The following is a 21185-nucleotide window of genomic DNA, read 5'->3' as shown; positions in this document are numbered from 1 at the left end:
GGGTTGGGGGCGGCAGCCTCCCATGTCCCTTCGGCGGCATTCCCTAAAGGTGGAACGGGTTGCGGACAGCCTCGTAACGGCCTTTTGGGGTCGATGTGTCGGGCACTTCCATCCGGTGACAGTAGGCGTCATGGACGACACACACGCCGTCCTCAACGCTGTATTCCACCCAGAACGTCACCCGCACAGGGCGCAAGGACGCAAGGAAGTGCCCGTTGTCCCGATTCAGGAACGTGTCGCCGGAGGCCTCGGCATGGCGCACGACACGCACGGCGTCCTCCCGCAGGATATGGCGCTCTTCCATCTTTTCCAAGACATCCGGCGCAATACGGACAGGAATGCCGTCATCGGCCGTTTCCGCTACGCTTTCCCCGGCATATCGCCGGAGCACCTCGGTCCGCAGCGCGGCACGCCCCGCGCGCCGTGCCGAAAGCCCGCTTCCTTTTGCGGTCGCCGCCGCATGAAGGGATTCACCGGGATACAGCAGATCGAGCATATGCAGGGAAGGTTTGCCTTCCGCGACAAGACGTTCCCGGCACATAATGCAGGATGTAACGGCGTCGTGTTCAAGCTGGCCGGCCCGATCCGCCGCGATAGCCGAAGCAAGCTGCGGATTGGCATCCCATGTCAGCCCTCCGTACCCGCAACAGGGCGTCGTTTCGCCGGACAAACGCGGCTCCTCGAACGGGACGCCCCGCTTGGAAAGGAGGCTCCGCACCGACCGCAACCACGCCTCATCGTGACGGGCGGAACAGGGGTCATGGATGCTCAACGTGGGGACGCCGCCGCAACAGGCTTCCTCACGGAAGGACAGGGAAGGGCATTCCGTATCGAGCACTTCCCAAAGCGACACCACGGACACTTCAGGCAAGGCTTCACGCAGCGTCTTGCAGCATGAGGCGCAAGCGGCGATCACGCGAGGACGCCCGAGCGATTCCCATGTGGACTTGAGCGCCTCCACGGTTTCCGCAAACAGTTTTTCCTCTCCGGCCCACTGCGCGGGAACGCCGCAGCACTGCAACAACAGGCCGACGCTGCCGAGATCTTTACGCAACGTCTCGTACACGGCCAAAACCTGTTCTCCCCGTGCGCCCGCAAGCTGGCAGCCGGGAAAAAACACCTGTCCGCACCGTTCCGCCGCCTTCCCGTCCGCTCCCGATCCGGCGAAGGACAACGCGCACTCCGGGCCGTTGGCGGCGGCCATATCCTCCAGCGCAAATTCGTGCGCCGAAGGGGGCATCATGCCGCGCCGGACCATATCCTCACGGAACGACAGGCACAGATCCGCCATCGAAAAGCCTTCCGGACACAAGACCTCGCACTGACCGCACAGCGTACAGCTGTTGATCATCGTGTTGGCCTGATGGTGCCCCTTCACGATCGCGGCGTTGTTGTACATCTGGCGGGCGTAGACGCGCGGGTAGCCCTTGTATTTCTGCATGTACAGGCACTCGCGCACGCAAATGAGGCATTCGCACTGCAAACATCTTCCGGCTTCGGTTTTGGCCTCTTCAAGCGAATAACCCTCGCCGGGACGTTCCGGTTCCAGCCGCTGCAGCGGAGCCAGCCCGTCGAGCGGAGTATGCAGCCGGGTCGCGCTCGCGCCTTCATTCTCGCGCGATGCCGTCAGGGAAACGCCGGTCATGGAACGTTCAAGCGTCATGGCGGCACGGCGGCCTTCCGCCGCCCATGCGACAGGGGTGCCCGTCCCATCCGGTGACGGCCAGCCGCCGAAACAGACATGTTCCGGCCCACCCGCCACATTCAGCGTCACGGAATCCACGGCATCCCGTGAGGCCGGGGCCAAGCCCGGGGCACAGGAAACATCCACAAAAACGGCGTCATAGCCTTCTACTTCCTGAAATAGGGCTTGGTCAGGATCTCGGCGGATCAGCGTCACACCGCTCTTCCGCATGGCTTCGAGTTCGCCGTCCAGCGCTTCCGGCGTCAGTACGGGGAATGCGGCAACCAAACCTTCCGCAGGACGTCCGCCCGCATAAAACAAATCCACGGGATATGCCTTTCGGGAAAGATCCCACGCCGCGACCAGCCCCGCCATGCCGTCACCGATCACCGCGACCTTTTTGCTTTTTGGGGGACGCGGCAGGTTCCGCGTCTGCTGAGCGCACTGCGACACACAGACCCGTTCCAGCGCGCCAACAGCGAGCGGCCCGCCAAGCTCCTGCCGGACACAGGCCGTTTCGCACGGGTGTTCGCAAATCTGCCCCAGAACGCCGGGCAGAGGCAGATGCCGCTCCAGCACCTTGCGGGCTCCGGGCACATCCCCGTGCGCCATCCGTTCGAGAAACGGCCTCACATCCATCTGCAGCGGGCAGGCCGCCCGGCATTTGGGCATATCATCCTGTGTACACTGCCGTTCCCAGCTCCGCAGATCCGCCTGTTCCATAACGCCTCCCGAAAACCGTCAAAACCAAACGGCCCTCCCGGCCCGCATAACGCATCTCGCTACACAAGAACCGGGAGGGCTTTAACGCCCGGCCCTCTTTGGAAGGCCGGACATGTCACGTCTCACTATCGATTACTTCTTCAGAGCGGCCAGCACCTTCTCAGGCCGTGCGGGCAGATGCCTCACGCGGGCGCCGCAAGCCTGATAGATGGCGTTGATGATGGCGGCATGTGGAGCGGTGAGCGGAAGCTCGCCCACGCCGGATGCGCCGAACGGGCCGTCCTTGCGGGAGTTTTCGAGGTAGATCAGCTCGATGTCGTCCGGGACGTCCTTGATATAGGGCAGACCAGCGCCAATGAGCGTGGAGTGCTTCTTGATATCCTCATAGTCCTCGGTCAGGGCGAGGCCGATGCCCTGCGCCAGACCGCCGTACAGCTGGCCGTCCGTCACGAGGCGGTTGTTCACCTTGCCGATGTCGGCGATCATGGTCAGCTTTTCCACCGCGGTCTTGCCGGTCGTGATGTCCACGGCCACTTCGGCCATGAACAGGCCGTACATGTAGCAGCAGAAGGGTTCGCCCTGCCCGTTTTCGTCCGGGGACGTACACGGGGTGGTCCACTTGCCGTACTGGCGGACCTCGCGGCCTTCGGCCTTCATTTCGTCATAGGTATAGAAACCGCCGCCGGGCTTTTTCATGGCCTCGATCAGGGTTTCACAGGCCACGCGGATGGCGTTGCCCACCACGAGCTGCGAACGGGAACCGCCAGCCGGGCCGCCCACGGGGGCCTTGGAGGTGTCGTTCATGACAAGGCGGATCTTGTCGGCGGCAATATTCAGGGGACGCAGGGCCTCGTGGGCAGTGCCGAGCGCGCCGGCGTCGGCGCCCTGACCGTGATCTCCCCAGCACACGCCGATGGTGACCGTGCCGTCTTCATTGTACTGCGCCCAGCTTTCCGCCGAGTCCGGACCGTCCAGACCGCAACCGTAGATGCCGATGGCCACGCCCACGCCGCGCTTCACGGTGTCGGTGGAGTTCGCCGCGGCCTTTTCCTTCGCCGCCTTGAACTTGGGACGCATGATGTCGATCATGTCCGGCAGGCTGAACACTTCGGGGGCCTGACCGGAAGGATTGGTGTCGCCGGGCTTGTAGCAGTTGACCGCGCGCAGTTCCAGCGGGTCCATGCCGAGCTTTTCGGCCAGTTCGTCAATGAGCACTTCGGAGGCGAATTCGCTTTCCGGAGCGCCGTAGCCACGGAACGCCGCACCCCAACCGTGGTTCGTGCAGACCGTTTTGCCGAGGCCGCGGATGTTTTCGATGCCGTAGCCAGCGCCGATGTACTGGGCACCGCGCAGGGTCAGCAGGTCGCCGAATTCCGAATACGGGCCGTGGTCGACGATCCAGTCGGCTTCCATGGCCTTGATCTTGCCGGTGGCCTTGTCGGCGGCGTAGCGGACGGTCGTGAAGAACGGCGAACGCTTGCCGGTGTATTGCTGCTGCTGTTCGTAGTTGTAGCGCAGGTGGCAGGGACGGCCGGTGGCGAGCACGGCCACGCCGATGAGCGCTTCCATGGTCGGGCTGAACTTGTAGCCGAAGGTACCGCCCGCGTTGCACTGCACCATGACCATGTCGTTGCCGAAATCAAGCCCCAGACCGGGTGCGATCATCAGGCCGTGTAAGTGCAGGCCGATGGATTTCGAATGGATGACCAGCTTGCCTTCTTCGTTCATGTAGCCGTACCCCACGTCCGGCTCGATGGGCAGGTGGGGCTGGCGCTGCGTGTAGTAGCTGCCTTCCGCCACCACGTTATTGGCGTCGGCGAAGAAGGGAGCGGTTTCCTGCCCCTTCACTTCCTTCTGCTCGAAGTAGGTGTTCGGGGTGCCGGGGTGGATTTCGATGGCGTCGGGAGCCATCGCGTCCGGGGCGTTCAGGTATTCGGGCAGCAGCTCGAGATCGAATTTGACCTTGTCGGCGGCGGCGCGGGCGTGCGCTTCGGAGTCGGCGCACACGATGGCGAGGGCGTCGCCGTACTGGAAGATTTTGGTATCGTTCAGGATGGGACGATCCCAGCCGTCACCCTTGTTGGTCGGGAAGGTGATGAGGCCGGTAATGCGGTTCTTGCCCTTGACGTCCTTGTGGGTCAGCACGCGGTACACGCCGGGCATGGCTTCGGCTTCGGAGGTGTCGATGCCCTTGATGTTGGCGTGGGAAACCTTGGCCTGAGCCAGCGCCAGATGCAGCGTGTCCGGAGGCATCTTGAGAGCGGTATCCGCACCGAAGTCGTGCGTGCCGGTCACCTTGGCGACGGCGTTGGGACGCGGACGGCGGGAACCCCACGTGCGGCCGTCCACGGGTTCCTTATATTCGATGTCCTTGACGGATTTCTCGCCGCGCATGACGGCGGCGGCGTCCATGACGGCATCGACCAGCGGCTTGTAGCCCGTGCAGCGGCAGGCGTTGCGGTGGCTCTGGAACCAGTCGCGCACGTCGTTGCGGGTCGGGGCCGGGTTGTTGTCGAGCAGGCATTTGGCGGACACGATGAAGCCGGGCGTACAGAAGCCGCACTGTGCGCCGCCGTGGAACATCCACGAAAGCTGCAGCGGGTGCATATGCTCGGGCGTGCCGATACCTTCAAGGGTGGTGACGGCGGCCCCGTCTTCAACGCGTTTCATTTTCAGCGTACAGGTACGTACCAGCTTGCCGTCCAGAATCACATTACAGGCACCGCACTGACCCGTGCCGCATCCGACCTTCACGCTGGTCAGCAGAAGCTGTCCGCGCAACACGTCGGCCAGCGAATCTTCCGGATTCACCAGCAGCGTTTTCGTCATGCCATTCACAATGAGAGTCTTGGAAATCATGTGCCACTCCTTGATTCCACGGCCAGCCCGCCAGACGGGCCCAACCGGAGGGTTTCTGGATACCCGGGCGAAAGAGACTGTTCCCTTTTCGCCGGTTCCCCTGTAGCCTGCCTTGATGAATACATTCGGAAGCCGATACTCCGCACCCTTGAGGCACGGTTCCGTACAAAAACGGTTCCCGATGACGTGCACCTATCCCGCCCTGCTTGGAAGAGCGGATATGTTTATTTGTGCATATAAGAAGCCCTGCATTCTGTCAATGCGGTCACCCGAAAAACACTGGTACTGTTTAAGGAAACAGCCATGAAGAACAGCTCGCGCTTTTTCAGGAACACGTCCTGCGCCTACTTTCCGTGCCATCCCAACGCGGATCCTGAGACATTCAACTGTCTTTTCTGTTATTGCCCCCTCTATTTCCTGCCGGAATGCATCGGTACGCCCCGCTGGAACGCGAACGGCATAAAGGATTGCACCCTCTGCCGCGTCCCGCATCAGCCCGACAACTATGATCGCATTATCCAAAAGCTTTCCGCGGCGATACGCGAACGCGCGGCGGAAGGGAAGGAAAAGGGGCCTCGACAGCCCACGGAATGATCTTATTTGAAAAGCAGCAAGGCCTGCGTTATAGTCGCCTTTCTGAAACACTTTTGCGTAAGGATGATCTCTCATGCCCAACAAGCTCGAACAGGCCCAAGAAGCCCTCGCCAAGGTTGAAGCCCATATGGAAACCCTGACGCCCCAGACGCAGGCCCGCCACATGGCGGAACGCGTCCGGGACAATCTGGCCGCGTGCATCGCCATGGCCCAATGCAACCCCAAAGCCGGGGAAATACTCATGCCGAACGTGCTGACCGCCGCCCATGAGTACCTTTCCGGCCTCGGCAAGAACTGATCCGGATTCCCGCATGATCCAGAAGCCCGGGATACACCGACGTGGGACGTTCCGGGCTTGTCTCTTTTTTGGAGGAACGGCGGGCGTCTCCCCGCCCGCTGATTCTCCCTCACCCGCTCCGAGTTGTATGAGGTTCGCGTGCGTCTGCTGACAGTCCTTCTTTTCGGCGTGTTTCTCGTGGCGACGCAGGTTTTTCTCGTCCTGAAAGCCATGCAGGACAACCTGTTCGAACGGAACGTCGATCCCGTGGATGCCGTCATGGAACGGCAGGCATCCATTTCCGACGAGCTCACGCCGCAGGAACGCCTGTGGCTCAGCAAGAACCATACGGTCCGGGTCGGCGTCGATCCCGACTTCTACCCTCTTGAAAAATTCGACGCCGAAGGCCGCTATACCGGCATAGGCCCGGACTACCTCCGCATCCTCCACAAGATGACGGGGATCTCCTTCCGCATCGCGCCCCCCTCCGACTGGACCAACACGACCGACATGGCCACGTCCCACAAGGTGGACATGTACATCGCCGCCGCCGAAACGCAGCACCGCTCCCAGTATATGTTGTTCACGCCCTCCTATATCGTGCTGCCCGGTATCATCGTGACCCGGCAGCCCACCAAGGGCGAGAGCGTGACCCGAGGGGCCGCCACGGACGAAACGGAGCCGAGCATAGACGGCATCAAGGACTTGGCCGGGAAACGGGTCGCGGTGGTCAACCGGTATTCATGGCACGACTTCCTTGAGGAGCTGCACCCTGAGATAATGCCCGTGCCCGTCAAAAACACGCTGGAAGGGCTGCAGAAAGTCGCCTTCGGCGAAGTCGACGCCATGATCGACTACCAGTTCAACATCACGGAAAAAATCAACAACAGCGGCATCCGCAACCTCCGCGTCGCCGGCTCCATCGACGCACCTTACGGGCACGCCTTCGGCATCCGCAAGGACTGGCCCGAGCTTCACAGCATCATCAACAAGGCACTCAGCAAGATCACGCCGGAAGAGCGCAGGATCATTGCCCAGAAGTGGCTCCAGCCCTACGAGAAGAAGGCGTTCTCCAAGCAGACCATCTGGATGATGCTCTTCGCGGCGGAAGTCCTGTTCACGGTGTTTGCCTTTGTCCTTTACTGGAACTTCTCCCTCAAGCGGCAAGTCTCGCGCAGGACGGCCCAGCTCAATCAGGAGCTGGCCAAATACGACCGAGCCGAAAAGGAGCTCCGGGAAAGCCGGGCCATGCTGGAGCAGTCCAACGTGGAACTGGAACACCGCGTCAACGAACGCACGCGCGACCTGCAGGCCATCAACGCCGAGCTCCAGCTCGCCAAGGAAGCCGCCGACGCCGCCACCACGGCGAAAAGCCAGTTCCTCGCCAACATCAGCCACGAAATACGCACGCCCCTGCACGGCATCATGGCGTTCGCCGAACTCGCCCTGCTCAAGGAAAAGACCCCGCCGCACCGCTACCTCCGGGCCATCCTCCAGTCTTCGCGGGCGCTTCTTGAAATCATCAACGACCTGCTCGACGTGTCGAAGATCGAAGCCGGGCACCTTGAGCTTGAGCAGGCCCCGTTCATGCTGGACGACGTGGTGCACCACGTCTGCACCGTGGCCCTGCACAACGCCCACGCGGGCGGCATTGAGCTCGTCGTGGACATGGACCCGAACATGCAGATCGCGCTGATCGGCGACGCCGGGCGCCTCCAGCAGATCATTATGAACCTCGTGACCAACGCGGTGAAATTCACCGGCCCCGGCGGGCAGATCTGCGTGACGCTCAAGCAGGGCCATGCCGAACCGCTGCCTTCCGACACCTGCCCGGAACAGCGGCGTGTGCAGATCATCTGCTTCGTGCGCGACACGGGCGTCGGGATCGCGCCCGAGTTCCTCGGCCAGCTCTTCCAGCCGTTCCGGCAGGTTGACGCCTCCACCACGCGCCGCCACGGCGGGACCGGCCTCGGCCTGTGCATCTGCCGCCAGCTCGTCGAAATGATGCACGGCGAAATCTGGGTGGAATCCGAACCCAACGTCGGCAGCACCTTCGCGTTCTCCATCCCGCTGTGCACCCAGCCCGACTCTGGAGCGACCGCGCAGTTGCCGCCCCCACCGGCCCAGCCCATCCACGCGCTCGTCCTCAGCGCCTCGCCGCTCCAGACGGAAATCCTTTGCCGCCACTTCTCGGCCCTCGGCATTGATGCGCTTACGGCCACAAACACGGAGGAAGCCGTGCGCAAGGCTCAGGATCTGCCCAAGAAGCAGCCGGACCTCCTGTTCCTCGACCGCAAGCTCTCGGAGCCCAACACGCTGTATGCCCTGCGCGCGCTGCGCACGGCCTTCGGGCGCACCATCCCCGCCATCCTCATGGACGAGCACGCGGGCGAACAGATCCTTTCCGTATCCAACCGGGACGCCGCCCAGCACGACGGGCAGGTCGCCATCCTGTCCCTCGTGACCCTGCGCGGGCTGCACGAGTCCATCGTCTCGCTCAACGAGCCCTGCCTCGTGGCCTACTCCGGGCGGCTGCATCCCCAGCCCTCGCCGATGGAAACGCCGCTGTTCCATGACGTCCGCATCCTGGTGGCGGAAGACAACCCCACCAACCAGGAAATCATGGAAGCGCTCTTCGAAGACACGGGCGTCCAGCTCACCATCGTCAGCAACGGCAAACAGGCCCTCGACGCGCTCAGGGTCGGCGCACAGCGGGGCGAACGCTTCGATCTCGTCCTGATGGACGTCCAGATGCCGGTCATGGACGGCTACGAGGCCACCCGGATCATCCGCACCATGCCCGAGCTTGAAGGGTTGCCCATCGTCGCGATCACGGCCCACGCCATGCACGAGGACAAGATGCGGGCGCTTTCCGCCGGGATCGCCCGGTACCTTTCGAAGCCCCTCAGCCGCGCAGCCCTGTTCGGCACGCTGCGGGCGCTGCTTCCGAACAAAATCCTGCCGCGCAAGCCCGAACAGGCCACGCACAGATCGGAATCCGCGGCACTTTCCGCCCCCATCGTACTCAACAACACGGCCCTGCCCCCTTGCCTCGACGCCGGAGCCATCGAACGCCTCAACGTTTCGCCGGAGACGTACCAGAAAATCCTGCGGGGCTATGTGCGCAACACCTCCGAAGCCCTGCCCGCCCTGCGCAAGGGGCTGTACCTCGATCCCGCCATGCCCGAGCAGGCGCTGTGCCGCCCGGCGTGGGAATGGCTCATCCGCGAGGCCCACAACCTGAAAGGCGCATCCGCCAACGTAGGGGCCATCGCCGTGCAGCAGGACGCCCACGCGCTGGAGCTCGCGCTCAAGCAGTTCATCAGGCAATCGGGGAACGCCGCCGTCGAAACGGCGGCGCTGGCGCAGACCTTCTCCCCGCTGCTCGGCGCGCTGGAGGAGGCCTTCGCCACCGTGCAGACATCCGTACTGGAAGCCCTCCCTGAAACACCGCAGCCGCAGGAAGCCCCGCCCCAGCCCGTACAGGCCGGAACGCTGAATGAAGATCAAAAAGCGCAGCTGCAACATTTCAAGGAGATGCTGGCCCTTGCCGATCCCGAGCGGATCGCGGAGGCGCTCATGCCGTTGACGGCTTTCCTTCCATCTGCTCTGATGGAAAAACTACAGCAGGCGATCGATTTCTACGATTATGACGAAGCGCTGGCGCTGCTTCCCCCGGATACGCTGTGATGGAGCCTCTGCTTATGGAAACGGAATACGAAAAGCCCCTTGTCCTCGTCGTGGACGATGATCCCACCAACCTGCGGATACTCGTCAGCAAGCTGAACCGGGAATACCGGCTCGGCGTCGCCAAAAGCGGGACAAAAGCACTGGAATACATGGGCAAACAGATCCCTGATCTGGTACTGCTCGACGTCATGATGCCGGACATGGACGGCTATGCCGTCTGCGAGCATATCAAGCGGGATCCCCGGCTGTGCGACATCCCCGTGGTCTTCATTTCCTACGTGGACGATCCCAGCCAAAAAACGCGGGGGTTCGAAGTCGGCGGCGTCGACTACATCACCAAGCCGTTCCATGACGCCGAGGTGCTGGCACGCGTGCGTACGCACATCATGAACAAGCAGATGCGCGAACAGCTCAAACGCCACAACGCCGAAATCGGCAAGGAGCTGGACGAGCACCGCCGCCAGCTGCTGGCCCTGCTCGACAACCTGCCCGGCCTCGCCTACCGGGAAACCGTCATCGGAGGCATCCCCGACGCCCGCCGCGCGGTCAGCTTCGTCAGCGACGGCGTCCTTGGCCTGACGGGATACGCGCCGGACAGGTTCATGGGCGAGGAACGCCTCGGCCTTTTGGACATCGCCCACGAAGAAGACCGCGAAACCATCCGCAGCGCCATCGCAGCGGCCCTCAAGGAGCACCGCCGCTGGGAACTCGTCTACCGCATCATCACGGCATGGGGCGAGGAAAAGTGGGTGTGGGAGCAGTCCTCGGGCGCGTTCGACGCCTCGGGCACGCTCATTACCATTGAAGGGCTCGTCAACGACATTACGGAAAAACAAAAGAACGAGCTCGGCATCCGCAGGGAAAACGAAGAGCTCCGCGAGCGCCTCAAGGCCCGCTGCTTCAACAACATCGTCGGAGATTCGCCGCCCATGCGCGAGGTGTTTGAGCTCATCGCCCGCGCCGGGGCCACGGAGGACTGCGTGGTCGTGTTCGGAGAATCCGGGACGGGCAAGGAGCTGGCCGCCCGTGCCGTGCACGAATGCAGCGCCCGCTGCGACAAGCCGTTCATTGCGGTGAACTGCGGGGCCATCCCCGAAAACCTCTTTGAAAGCGAGTTTTTCGGCTACAAGAAAGGAGCGTTCACGGGCGCGCTGGCCGACCGCAAGGGCTGCCTCGACCGGGCCGACGGCGGAACCCTCTTCCTCGACGAGCTTGGGGAATTGAGCCTTTCCGCCCAGACCAAGCTCCTCCGCGCCATCGAAGGGCAGGGCTTCACCCCGGTCGGCGGCTCCGACCTGCACAAGCCCAACTTCCGCATCATCGCCGCCACCAACCGCAATCTGGCCGAACGGGTCGCCTCGGGGCAGATGCGCGAGGATTTCTTCTACCGCATCCACGTCATCCCGATCCATCTGCCCCCCCTGCGCCAGCGCAAGGAGGACATCCCTCTGCTCATCGAGTACTTCCTCAACGCCTATCCCCGCGTCGGGGATCTCCCCGCCCTCAACGGCGAGGTCATGCAGGCGTTCATGCAGTACGACTGGCCGGGCAACATCCGCGAGCTGCACAATACGCTGTACCGTTATCTGACGCTCGGCAAGGTCCAGCTCGGCACATTGCAGGTCGGCTCTGGACAGCTTCCCGCCGGGGGGCAGACAGGCACCGGCGAGGCCGAACACCGCCAGGCCCTGCCGCAGGAACCGCTGGCCTCGGCGCTGGACCGCTTCGAGCGGGAATACCTGCTCGAAACGCTCCGCCGCAACGACTGGAAGCGGGCGGAAACGGCGGATATCCTCGGCATCGACCGCCGCACCCTGTTCCGCAAGATCAAGCAGTTCGATCTGGAGGACGAAGAGGGCAAATAGCCCGGTTCAGGAAACGCCGCGCTCTGGGATTCCACCAACGCGAAAGCCTTTGGGAAAGGGGACTGACCCGATCCGTCCGGTGGGTTTGGGGAACAAAAGGAAAAGCTTTTCCCCGGAAAGCCCCCCTGCCCCAAAGCTTCCGCATGGTGTCAGGGAATCAGCCCTGCCACATGCAAAACGGGCGGCTCGACAGTGCGGAATTGGCATACCGGCGGTCGCCCGTCACCTCTTCCCCGATCCATTCGGGCCGCTCAAAGGCTTGCCCCTCGTCGGTAAGTTCGATTTCAGCGACGACAAGCCCCGCGTTGTCCCCGAGGAACTCGTCGACTTCCCAGACGAAGCCCTGATAGGGGATTTTATAGCGGATCTTGTCGATGAGGGATGGCAGCGCCAGCGTGTCGAGCATCCTGTCGGCATCCCCGCGCGGGATCTCGTACTCGAACTCCTCGCGGGAAAAGCCCCGTGTCTGCCCTTTGATGGTCAAAACGCCGCGTTCTCCTTCCGTACGCACGCGGACCGTGCACGGGTGCGTCTGCAAGTAGCCCTGCCGGAACCGCACGCCTTCGGCGAGCCCGCGCCATGCCTCGCTTTTGACAAGAAATTTTCGCTCGATTTCCACGTTCATGTCATCCTCCCATACGGCCCGATGCCGTATGCTTCCCCTCTACCGCGTTTCGGCCCCGGCGTACAGGCGCGGCGTTTTCCACCGGAAACGCCTTCCGTATGCGGGACGTTTTCCGGGATCCGGGTGCAGGGGAACATCCCGCCTCCCTTTCCGTTTGGGAATGCGTTTTGACAGCCGCTTGCGTAACAAGGCGAAACGGTGTACAGATACCGATTCCGTCATTGTTGACGCGCCCCTTTTTCCGGCCTGCCCTTCCGGTCTCGTCCGGCCAATCTCCATGAGGATACTTTCTTGAAAGATCTCGTTCGTAACGAAAAGCTTCGTAATATCGCCATCATTGCTCACGTTGACCACGGCAAGACCACGCTCGTGGACGCACTCTTCCGCCAGAGCGGGATTTTCCGAAGCGACCAGCAGGTCGATGACCGTGTCATGGACAGCATGGATCTGGAACGGGAACGCGGCATCACCATCTCCGCCAAGAACTGTGCCGTGAGCTGGAACGGCGTGAAAATCAACATCATCGACACCCCCGGCCACGCCGACTTCGGCGGTGAGGTCGAGCGCGCCCTGTCCATGGCCGACGGCGCCATCCTGCTGGTCGACGCGGCGGAAGGCCCCCTGCCCCAGACCCGTTTCGTGCTCCGCAAGGCGCTGGAACGCGGCCTCAAGATCATCGTGGTCGTCAACAAGATCGACCGTAAGGACGCCCGCGCGCAGGAAGTGCTGAACGAAGTCTACGACCTGTTCATCGATCTCGACGCCACGGAAGAACAGCTTGAATTTCCGGTGCTCTACGCCATCGGCCGCGACGCCGTGGCCATGCGCGAACTGGACGCCCCCCGCGTGGACCTCTCCCCCCTCTTCGAAACCATCCTTGAAGTGGTCCCCGGCCCGTCCTACGATCCCGAGGAGCCTTTCCAGATGCTGGTTTCGGACCTCGACTACTCCGAATACCTCGGCCGCCTCGCCGTGGGCCGCAGCCTGCACGGCACGGTACGCTCCAACGAGGCGATGGTCTGCGTCAATGAAGCGGGCGTCCCCGTGCCCCTGCGCGTGACCCGCCTGCAAGCCTACGAGGGCCTGCGCCTCGTCGACATCACGGAAGCCATGCCCGGCGACATCGTCATCATCGCGGGCATGGACGATGTAGCCATCGGCGACACCATCTGTACCAAAGAAAACATCCGCGTGCTTCCGCGCCTCCGCGTGGACGAGCCCACTGTGGCCATGCGCTTCACCATCAACACGTCGCCTCTCGCCGGGCGCGAAGGCAAGAACGTCCAGTCCCGCAAGATCCGCGACCGCCTGCTCAAGGAAGCCCTCATCAACGTGGCCATCAAGATTGAGGAGCCCGACGAGAAGGACAGCTTTATCGTCAAGGGCCGCGGCGAGTTCCAGATGGCCATCCTCATCGAAACCATGCGCCGCGAAGACTTTGAGCTCTGCGTGGGCCGCCCCGAAGTCATCTTCAAGCGGGACGAGAACGGGCAGCTCCTTGAGCCCATCGAGCAGCTTTACGTCGATTGCGACGAAAACTTCATGGGCGTCGTGACCGACAAGATCGCGCAGCGCAAGGGCCGCATGGTCAACTGCGTGAACAACGGCACGGGCCGCGTCCGTCTGGAATTCTCGGTCCCGTCCCGCGGGCTCATCGGCTACCGCGACGAGTTCCTCACCGACACCAAGGGCACGGGCATCATGAACTCCCTGCTTGAGGGCTACGAGCCCCATCGCGGCGATTTTCCGAGCCGCTTCACGGGCTCCATCGTGTCCGACCGCGCCGGGAATGCCGTCGCCTACGCGCTCTTCAACCTTGAGCCGCGCGGCCAGCTTTTCGTGGTGCCGGGCGATCCCGTCTACGAAGGCATGATCGTCGGCGAGCACAACCGCGACAACGACATCGACGTGAACCCCACCAAGGAAAAGAAGCTCACCAACATGCGCGCATCCGGCAAGGACGAAGCCGTTGTCCTGACGCCCGTCCGCCCCATGACGCTGGAGCACGCCCTGCATTTCGTCCGTGAAGACGAGCTGGTCGAAGTGACCCCCCACTCCATCCGTCTGCGCAAGGCCGAGCTGAACGCGCTCAAGCGCTACCAGTCCGCCGGCAAGAAAAAGATCGCCAGCCCTGGGAAATAAAGCTTAAAATTGGAGAGGGGGAAGGGAACCTTTCTCCAGAAAGGTTCCCCTTCCCCCTCTCCAAACCTCTCCCCCTTCCTCTCCAAAGACTTTCGCGTTTATCGAATCCCTGTTCAAATGTATTGCCGTAACAGGCAAGAAAGCCCGTGCTGGTCTGTTCCGCACGGGCTTTCTCATTCTCGTAAGTGGATGATCTGCGAGTCGATGGGAGAAGACGGACGGGGCCTCTTGCGGGGAACAGTAAAAGGCTCTTCCCGGCCCGCTACAGCAGTACGAGGACGCCGCTGTTGGCGATGGCGACGATCAGGAGCAGGAGAGAGAAGATCATGCCGATCTTATGGCGCATCGGCGTTGCGCTCCGGGCGATGACGGTCCAGATGACGGAAGGGATGAGCAGCGCCGCAAACAACGCGGCGACGAACAGGAGCGCCCCCTGATTTTCAAGCGTCAGCAGATCCTGCGTTTGCAGCATGAAGCACAGCACCCCCGCCATAATCAGAGAGAACCAGCCGCCCCACGCGGCCCACTCGCCGCACCAGTTGGCCGCGAAGACGTAGTAGTCGCGCCCGAAATCGTCGATCTTCCGCCGGACGAGAAGCCAGAACAGCCCCAGAGCCCCTGCGGAGGCGACCTCAAGGAAGTGGATCAGCCCGAAGTACAGCCAGAAAGGATCGCTGGCGGAAGGCAGCAAAAGATCGATCAGCGTCTGAAGGTCGTTCTCTTGCGGCAGCTCCGTGCCCTGCAAGGCCACGCGGCCCAGAATAAGCCCGATGATGGGGAGGCAGGCGAGGCTGCTTCCGGTCAGAAACGCGAGGAAACCGTGCAGCACGGGCCAGCCGCGCAGCGGCTTCCACGCCGCCACCACGACGGTCCAGATGATGGTGCCCCCAACCAGAAGGCCCGCCGAAAGGTACAGGCCCGCCTGATACAGCGGGGGGAACGTCTCGTAGGGGACGACCTTGGACAGCCCGAGGCCCACGAAGCACACAAGGAAAAGCCAGTTCAGAAAATTGGCGAACCGCGCCTGCTGGCGGGAACAGCGCTCCAGCAGGCTCCTCCTGCCGAAATGGGCGCGGATCAGTCCGTAGAGCACCACAAAAGGCAAAACGACAGCCGCGAGATATAAGCATACCGGCACGGCGAACAGCACAAGCTGGCCCCATGCTTCGATGAGGCCCGGCGGCAAGGCGGGCAACAGTTCGGACAAACGCTCCAATACAGACATCGATTCCATGCCATTTCCTCATTACAGGGCAGAAAGTGAAGCGCCCTCCGCCGCATCCCGCTGGCAAACGGAACGCCCGTCGAAGGCACGCGCAACGATTCAGGCATCAACATGGGGTCACCAATACCAAAAGTAAACCCTGTTCGTACACTTTTTTTACGCATCTAAGGGCGTATTCCGGAAATAGTCATTCGAAACCGGAAGCTAGCCCATGCAAAAAGGCTTCCATTTTCCGAAAAAATCTTGAATCCCCTAGCAGAGCGATTGCTAACGGCCCTGATTTAGGCGATACTGTCAGACCCGCAGGAGCTCTCCGCATCTGCAAGCTGGGAACGGAGCAGGAGAAAATCCATACCGGGCCAGTCGCCCGACGACGGGCAGCGCGCCGCTCCGAAGCCTACAAATCATGCATGAGGTACAACGGTGGAGAAAACAGAACATAAAGTCCTCGTAGCCAACCGAGGAGAAATCGCCGTGCGCATCGTTCAGGCCTGCCGTAAACTGGGCCTGGAATTCGTTTGCGTGCATACGGCCGAGGACATCCATTCCGGTCACGTACGCATCGCCAAAGAACTTGGTGGGGAAAAATCCCTCTATCAGGTGTCCTCCTATCACGACGCCAACGAAATCCTGTCCGTCGCCGACGACGCCGGCGCCACGGCCATTCACCCCGGTTACGGCTTCTTCGCGGAAGATTTCCGCTTCGCCCGCCGGGTCACTACCAGAGAACGCAAGCTGATCTTCATCGGCCCCTCATGGCGGGTCATCCGGGAGCTCGGCGATAAAATCAATACCAAACGCCTTGCCCGCAGCCTCGGTGTGCCCACGGTTCCCGGTTCCGACCGCCCCATTTACGACGAAATGGAAGCCGAAAAAATCGCCAGGAGCCTTTACGACTTCCAGCTCCAGCAGGGCATCACCCGCCCGCTGGTCCTCGTCAAGGCTTCCGCGGGCGGCGGCGGCATGGGCATTGAGGAAGTGTACGACATCGATCAGTTCCGCTCCGTGTACCGGCGTATCCGCAACTACGCGCTCCGCCAGTTCAAGGACGAAGGCGTGCTCATCGAACAGCGCATCTGCGGCTTCAACCACCTTGAAGTGCAGATCGTCTCCGACCGGAGTGGCAAAAACCCGGTCCACTTCGGCACCCGCAACTGCTCGATCCAGTCCACCGGCCTCCAGAAGCGTATCGAAGTCGCACCCGGCTTCGACTCCTCGTCCATCGAATACGATTTCGACGCGGACAAGCTGCTGGAAGACATCACCCGCCACTCCCTCGCGCTGGCCCGCAAGGTCGGTTACGACAACGTGGGCACGTGGGAATGGATCGTCACCAAGGACGGCAGCCCCTTCCTCATGGAAGTGAACACCCGCATTCAGGTGGAAAACGGCGTCTCCGCCCGTATTTCCAAGGTCAAGGGACAGGGCGACGTCGACATCATCGCCGAGCAGATCCGCATCGGCCTTGGCGAACCCCTCGGCTATACGCAGGAAGACATCACCTTTGAAGGCGTGGGCATCGAATACCGCCTCATCGCCGAAGATCCCGACAACCGCTTCACGCCGTGGGTCGGCCGTATCGACGCCTTCGGCTGGCCGAGCCATCCCTGGCTCAAGATGCACACGCACGTGCCCACGGACGAGTCGTACGAAATCCCCACGGAATTCGACCCGAACCTCGCGCTTGCCATCATCTGGGGCGAAAACCTCGAACAGGCCAAGGAACGGGGTATGCAGTTCCTCGACGAGCTGACCCTGCAGGGTGAGAACCAGTCCGGCGAACTGAAGTCCAACGTCAACTTCCTCCGGGCCAATACAGGCCGCATTCTCCGCTTCTAGCGGATTACTGGATACAGCATGGATATCGAAAAAAGAGCACATCATCTGAGCGAACGCCTCAATTATATCCGGGATATCTTTGACGGCAAGCACCCGGAAGACATCGAGCTGCTGCACAACCGCCTGAACGAATTCTTCCGCCGCGCCACGGAAGGCATCCAGTCCGATCCGGACGCGGAGCTCACCACGCTGGAAGAACTGTTCACGTTCATGGAGCGCAAGCTGGAAACGAAGATCCAGCCCATGGACAAGGTGCGCATCGTCCGCCACCCGCAGCGTATCTGCCTGCGTGACATCCTTGAAAACGTGTACGACAACTTCACGGAAATCGGCGGACAGGAAGAGCACAGCATCGATCCGAGTATGCTCATCGCCCGCGCCACCATCACCCGCCGCCGCGGCAAGAAGACCTACAACCAGCTCATCATGGTCATCGGCCAGGAAAAAGGCCACGGCGAGGAATTCCGCAACGGCGGCTCCGTCAAGCCGTGGGGCAACTCCAAAGCCCTCCAGTATATGAAGGTCGCGGAAACCGAAGGCATCCCGATCCATACCTATGTCTTCACGCCCGGCTCCTTCCCCATCGAGGACACGCCCGGCGCGGCGCAGCAGATTGCGAAAAACCTCTATGAAATGGCCGGGCTCACCGTGCCTATGGTCGCCGTGTTCTCCGAAGGCGGTTCCGGCGGCGCCGAAGCCATTTCGCTGGCGGACCGCCGCCTCATGCTCTCGCACGGCTACTACTCGGTCATTTCCCCCGAAGGCGCTGCTGCCATCGAAGGCCGCCTGAAGCCCGGCCAGCGCGCCACGCCCGAGCTCATTGAGCGCTGCGCCACCCAGCTGCACATCACAGCCGAGGACAACCTCCAGTTCGGCTACATCGACAGGGTCATTCAGGAACCCAGCCTCGGCGCGCGCCCGTACCATTACGACTTCTTCCGCACCCTGCGGCAGGAAATCATCCGGGCCACCGACGAGACCGTCCTGTCCGTGCGCTCGGGCATGTTCCGCGGCGCGCTGCTCCGCCGCATGAGCCGCGACGACATCAACCTCGACGAGATGTATATCCGCTGGCACCTCAGCCAGGGAGCCCGCGAACGCCTTGTCCTGCGCCGCCAGAAAAAATTCCTCCGCCTGTCGCGCGGGGCCTACATCGACCGCCGCCCCTTCCTCAACAAGATGCGCAACAGCATGCGCGAGTCGTGGGGCAACATCTCCGCCCGCATCAAATATGCGCTCATCACCAAGCATCAGCGCAAGTTCGCCTATCTGATGGACGAAATGACGTCCGAGATGCACCTGCTGAAGCGCCGCCTGACCGCGCCCTTCTGCCGCATCCCGCGAGATCAGCGCCCTTCCATCGAACCGGAAACCGTGCGCAACCTGACCACGCTTTCCGACTGGGACGAGGAAAGCGAATCCCGCAAGGGCAAATGGACGTACATCAGCCCCCGCGCCAAGGAAGACCGCGCCATCACCTGCCCGAATGCCGGCACGCATGGCTGCCTCGACCTGTGGTCTCCGGATCTGTACGGCGAATTCGCGGGCGTCTGCACGTGGTGCGGCCACCACTTCCCGATGGAATACCAGTGGTTCGTCAAGAACGTGTTCGACGAGGATTCCGTCCGCGAATTCAACGGCGAAGTGGAAGCCACCAACCCCTTGCAGTTCGAGGGTTTCAGTGCGCGCCTTGCCGAAGCGCGGGAACGTACCAAGCTCAAGAGCGGCTGCATCACCTTCGAAGCCAAACTGGACGGCACCAAGATGATCGTCGCCCTGTTCGCGGGCACGTTCCGCGGCGGCTCCGTCGGTTCCGCCGAAGGCACCAAGTTTGTGGAAGCCGCGGAACTGGCCATGAAGAAGCGTTACCCGCTTCTCGCCTACGTGCACGGCACGGCGGGCATCCGCATTCAGGAAGGCACGCACGGCGTCATCCAGATGCCCCGCTGCACGGTGGCGGTGCGCCGCTACATCAATGCCGGGGGCCTGTATACGGTCCTGTACGACACCAATTCCTACGCCGGGCCGGTGGCGAGCTTCCTCGGCTGCTCGCCCTACCAGTACGCCATGCGTTCCTCGAACCTCGGGTTCGCCGGACGCGGCGTCATCAAGGAAACCACGGGCATAGACATCGAACCCCACTACCACAGCGCGTATAAGGCACTGGCGCGGGGACACATTCAGGGTGTATGGGATCGCCGTGAGGCGCGTGCCAATCTGAAGCAGGTCCTGCTGACGATGGGCGGCCGCAACCTTTACTACCGTTAACCGCCGTGGGGCTTCGGGGCCGGGGATTCCCGGTCCCCCGCCTTTCCCCTTTGCAAGAAGAGAGTCAACAGCATGTTAGATGTCACAAGCCTTCTCGAAGAAATCAAGGCTTCCCCTTTTGAGGAACAGGAAATCGTCGCTCCGCATACCGGCGTGGTGACCTTCGGTTCGCTCAAGCTGGGAGACAAGGTCATCGGCCCGAACGGCACATGGAAGGAACGGCCCGGAACGCTCATCGCCACCATCACGCGCGAACGCAACCCGAAGCCGCTCAACGCGGTCCAGAAGGGCGAAGTCTGCGCCATCCATAGCGAACTGGAAGGGACATACGTGCAGGCGGGCACCCCGCTCGCCACCATCCGCCATTTTCTGTCCAAGGACGAGGTGCTGCGCATCCTGCTCAAGCAGGCGCTCAACCTTTTTGTGGCTCCCGAGCGGGCCAAGTATTATTTCGTTCCCCAGATCGACACCAAGATCAAGGTGTCGGGCTGCCGTTCCGTCTCCGTCTACGAAGGCATGGAACTCTTCATCGTTTCCCGGATGAAGCGGGAAATGCCGCTGTACTACACCGGCCCGGACGGGCTCATCTATACGGTGTACTTCGAGCACAATGAAAACGTGGACGCGGGAAGCCCGCTGATCGGCGTCTGCCCCCCGGATCAGCTCCAGCAGATCGAAGAGGTCGTGCTGAAAGTCCAGACCGAATGGCAGGAGCAGGAATAACATGGGCAAACTCCTCCAGATCCGCGTCAGCGCATGGACGTACCGCGAAGAGGACGTCGTCCGGGCATGGCCCGCTCTGACGGCCTTGGCATGGCCCCGCCCCCAGTACCCGGACGAGAAACGCGGCGTGCTGGAACTGGTGACGGCGCTGGAAAACGGCCTTTCCTTTGAAGACTGGCCCCAAGCCGTCGCCGAGGGCCTTCGGGAAGGCATCGGGCGCGCCGCCGCCGTCAAAAAGGATCTGGAGGAAGCGCTTTTCCAGTGGGAACCGCGCAAGGCCAACGAGTTGAGCGAAACGCTGGAAGAGGAACTTGCCACATTGAACGAACGGGCGCCCAAGCCCTAGAGGGCGTCCTGCAAGGAGTTACTATGCTGAATAAGGTTATGATCATCGGCAGGCTCGGCCGCGATCCCGAACTGCGCTATTCCCAGAGCGGCAGCCCCGTCTGCACGCTCAACATCGCCACGGACGAATCCTACACGGACCGCGACGGCAACCGTGTGGACCGTGCCGAGTGGCACCGCGTCGTGGTGTTCCAGAAAGCGGCGGAGAACTGCTCCCAGTACCTGACCAAGGGCAGCCTCGTGTTTGTGGAAGGCAGCCTTCAGACCCGCAAATGGCAGGATCAGCAGGGGCAGGACCGCTACACCACCGAAATCAAGGCCCAGCG

Annotated in this window: 14 protein-coding genes; 10 read left to right on the top strand and 4 right to left on the bottom strand. The window is 62.2% G+C overall.

Annotated elements, in window-relative coordinates:
• Window positions 1-43 precede the first annotated feature (43 nt).
• Window positions 44-2407, bottom strand: a complete 2364-nt coding sequence (locus tag HMPREF0178_RS00610) for a pyridine nucleotide-disulfide oxidoreductase/dicluster-binding protein (RefSeq protein ID WP_009367963.1) — start codon at window positions 2405-2407, stop codon at window positions 44-46.
• 132 nt (window positions 2408-2539) lie between these two features.
• Window positions 2540-5266, bottom strand: coding sequence for a molybdopterin-dependent aldehyde oxidoreductase (locus HMPREF0178_RS00605; RefSeq protein WP_005027384.1), 2727 nt, complete (start codon window positions 5264-5266; stop codon window positions 2540-2542).
• A gap of 303 nt (window positions 5267-5569) precedes the next feature.
• Between HMPREF0178_RS00605 and HMPREF0178_RS00600 the strand changes: the two genes are divergently transcribed.
• The 4 genes from HMPREF0178_RS00600 to HMPREF0178_RS00585 all read left to right on the top strand — a co-directional run bounded on the left by HMPREF0178_RS00600 (window position 5570) and on the right by HMPREF0178_RS00585 (window position 11692).
• Window positions 5570-5860: a cysteine-rich small domain-containing protein gene (locus tag HMPREF0178_RS00600; protein ID WP_009367962.1), complete on the top strand. Its 291-nt coding sequence runs from the start codon at window positions 5570-5572 to the stop codon at window positions 5858-5860.
• Window positions 5861-5933: 73 nt separating this feature from the next.
• On the top strand, window positions 5934-6158 hold the full coding sequence (locus tag HMPREF0178_RS00595; RefSeq protein WP_005027391.1) for a hypothetical protein: 225 nt from the start codon (window positions 5934-5936) through the stop codon (window positions 6156-6158).
• Window positions 6159-6296: 138 nt separating this feature from the next.
• Window positions 6297-9827 (top strand): transporter substrate-binding domain-containing protein, encoded by a 3531-nt coding sequence (locus HMPREF0178_RS00590; RefSeq protein ID WP_009367961.1) that lies wholly within the window; start codon window positions 6297-6299, stop codon window positions 9825-9827.
• 14 nt (window positions 9828-9841) lie between these two features.
• Window positions 9842-11692 (top strand): sigma-54-dependent Fis family transcriptional regulator, encoded by a 1851-nt coding sequence (locus tag HMPREF0178_RS00585; protein ID WP_009367960.1) that lies wholly within the window; start codon window positions 9842-9844, stop codon window positions 11690-11692.
• Window positions 11693-11849: 157 nt separating this feature from the next.
• Here HMPREF0178_RS00585 and HMPREF0178_RS00580 read toward each other — a convergent pair whose 3' ends face one another.
• Window positions 11850-12317 carry a CYTH domain-containing protein gene (locus HMPREF0178_RS00580; RefSeq protein WP_009367959.1) on the bottom strand — a complete coding sequence of 156 codons (468 nt, stop codon included), beginning with the start codon at window positions 12315-12317 and terminating at the stop codon, window positions 11850-11852.
• 291 nt (window positions 12318-12608) lie between these two features.
• Between HMPREF0178_RS00580 and typA the strand changes: the two genes are divergently transcribed.
• Window positions 12609-14459: a translational GTPase TypA gene (typA, locus tag HMPREF0178_RS00575; protein ID WP_005027401.1), complete on the top strand. Its 1851-nt coding sequence runs from the start codon at window positions 12609-12611 to the stop codon at window positions 14457-14459.
• 262 nt (window positions 14460-14721) lie between these two features.
• On the opposite strand, the gene HMPREF0178_RS00570 is transcribed toward typA, so the two are convergent.
• A complete protein-coding gene (locus HMPREF0178_RS00570) occupies window positions 14722-15693 on the bottom strand; it encodes a hypothetical protein (protein ID WP_009367957.1) in 972 nt (323 codons plus the stop codon).
• Between the two features lie 414 nt (window positions 15694-16107).
• Here HMPREF0178_RS00570 and HMPREF0178_RS00565 point away from each other — a divergent pair, with 414 nt between their 5' ends.
• The 5 genes from HMPREF0178_RS00565 to HMPREF0178_RS00545 all read left to right on the top strand — a co-directional run.
• Window positions 16108-17523: a biotin carboxylase N-terminal domain-containing protein gene (locus HMPREF0178_RS00565; RefSeq protein ID WP_029434949.1), complete on the top strand. Its 1416-nt coding sequence runs from the start codon at window positions 16108-16110 to the stop codon at window positions 17521-17523.
• Between the two features lie 18 nt (window positions 17524-17541).
• The gene (locus tag HMPREF0178_RS00560) at window positions 17542-19791 is read left to right on the top strand and encodes an acetyl-CoA carboxylase carboxyl transferase subunit alpha/beta (protein WP_009367955.1); all 2250 of its coding nucleotides are present in this window, start codon (window positions 17542-17544) and stop codon (window positions 19789-19791) included.
• 72 nt (window positions 19792-19863) lie between these two features.
• Window positions 19864-20514, top strand: a complete 651-nt coding sequence (locus tag HMPREF0178_RS00555; RefSeq protein WP_005027409.1) for a hypothetical protein — start codon at window positions 19864-19866, stop codon at window positions 20512-20514.
• 1 nt (window position 20515) lies between these two features.
• A complete protein-coding gene (locus tag HMPREF0178_RS00550) occupies window positions 20516-20860 on the top strand; it encodes a hypothetical protein (protein ID WP_005027411.1) in 345 nt (114 codons plus the stop codon).
• Between the two features lie 23 nt (window positions 20861-20883).
• On the top strand, window positions 20884-21185 hold a 302-nt coding region (locus HMPREF0178_RS00545; RefSeq protein ID WP_009367954.1), incomplete at its 3' end, for a single-stranded DNA-binding protein.

It is taken from the genome of Bilophila sp. 4_1_30 (assembly GCF_000224655.1).
Taxonomy (GTDB): Bacteria; Desulfobacterota; Desulfovibrionia; order Desulfovibrionales; family Desulfovibrionaceae; genus Bilophila; species Bilophila wadsworthia.
Note: the sequence above shows the minus strand (reverse complement) of the source record. Positions and strands in the feature narration are given on the sequence as shown.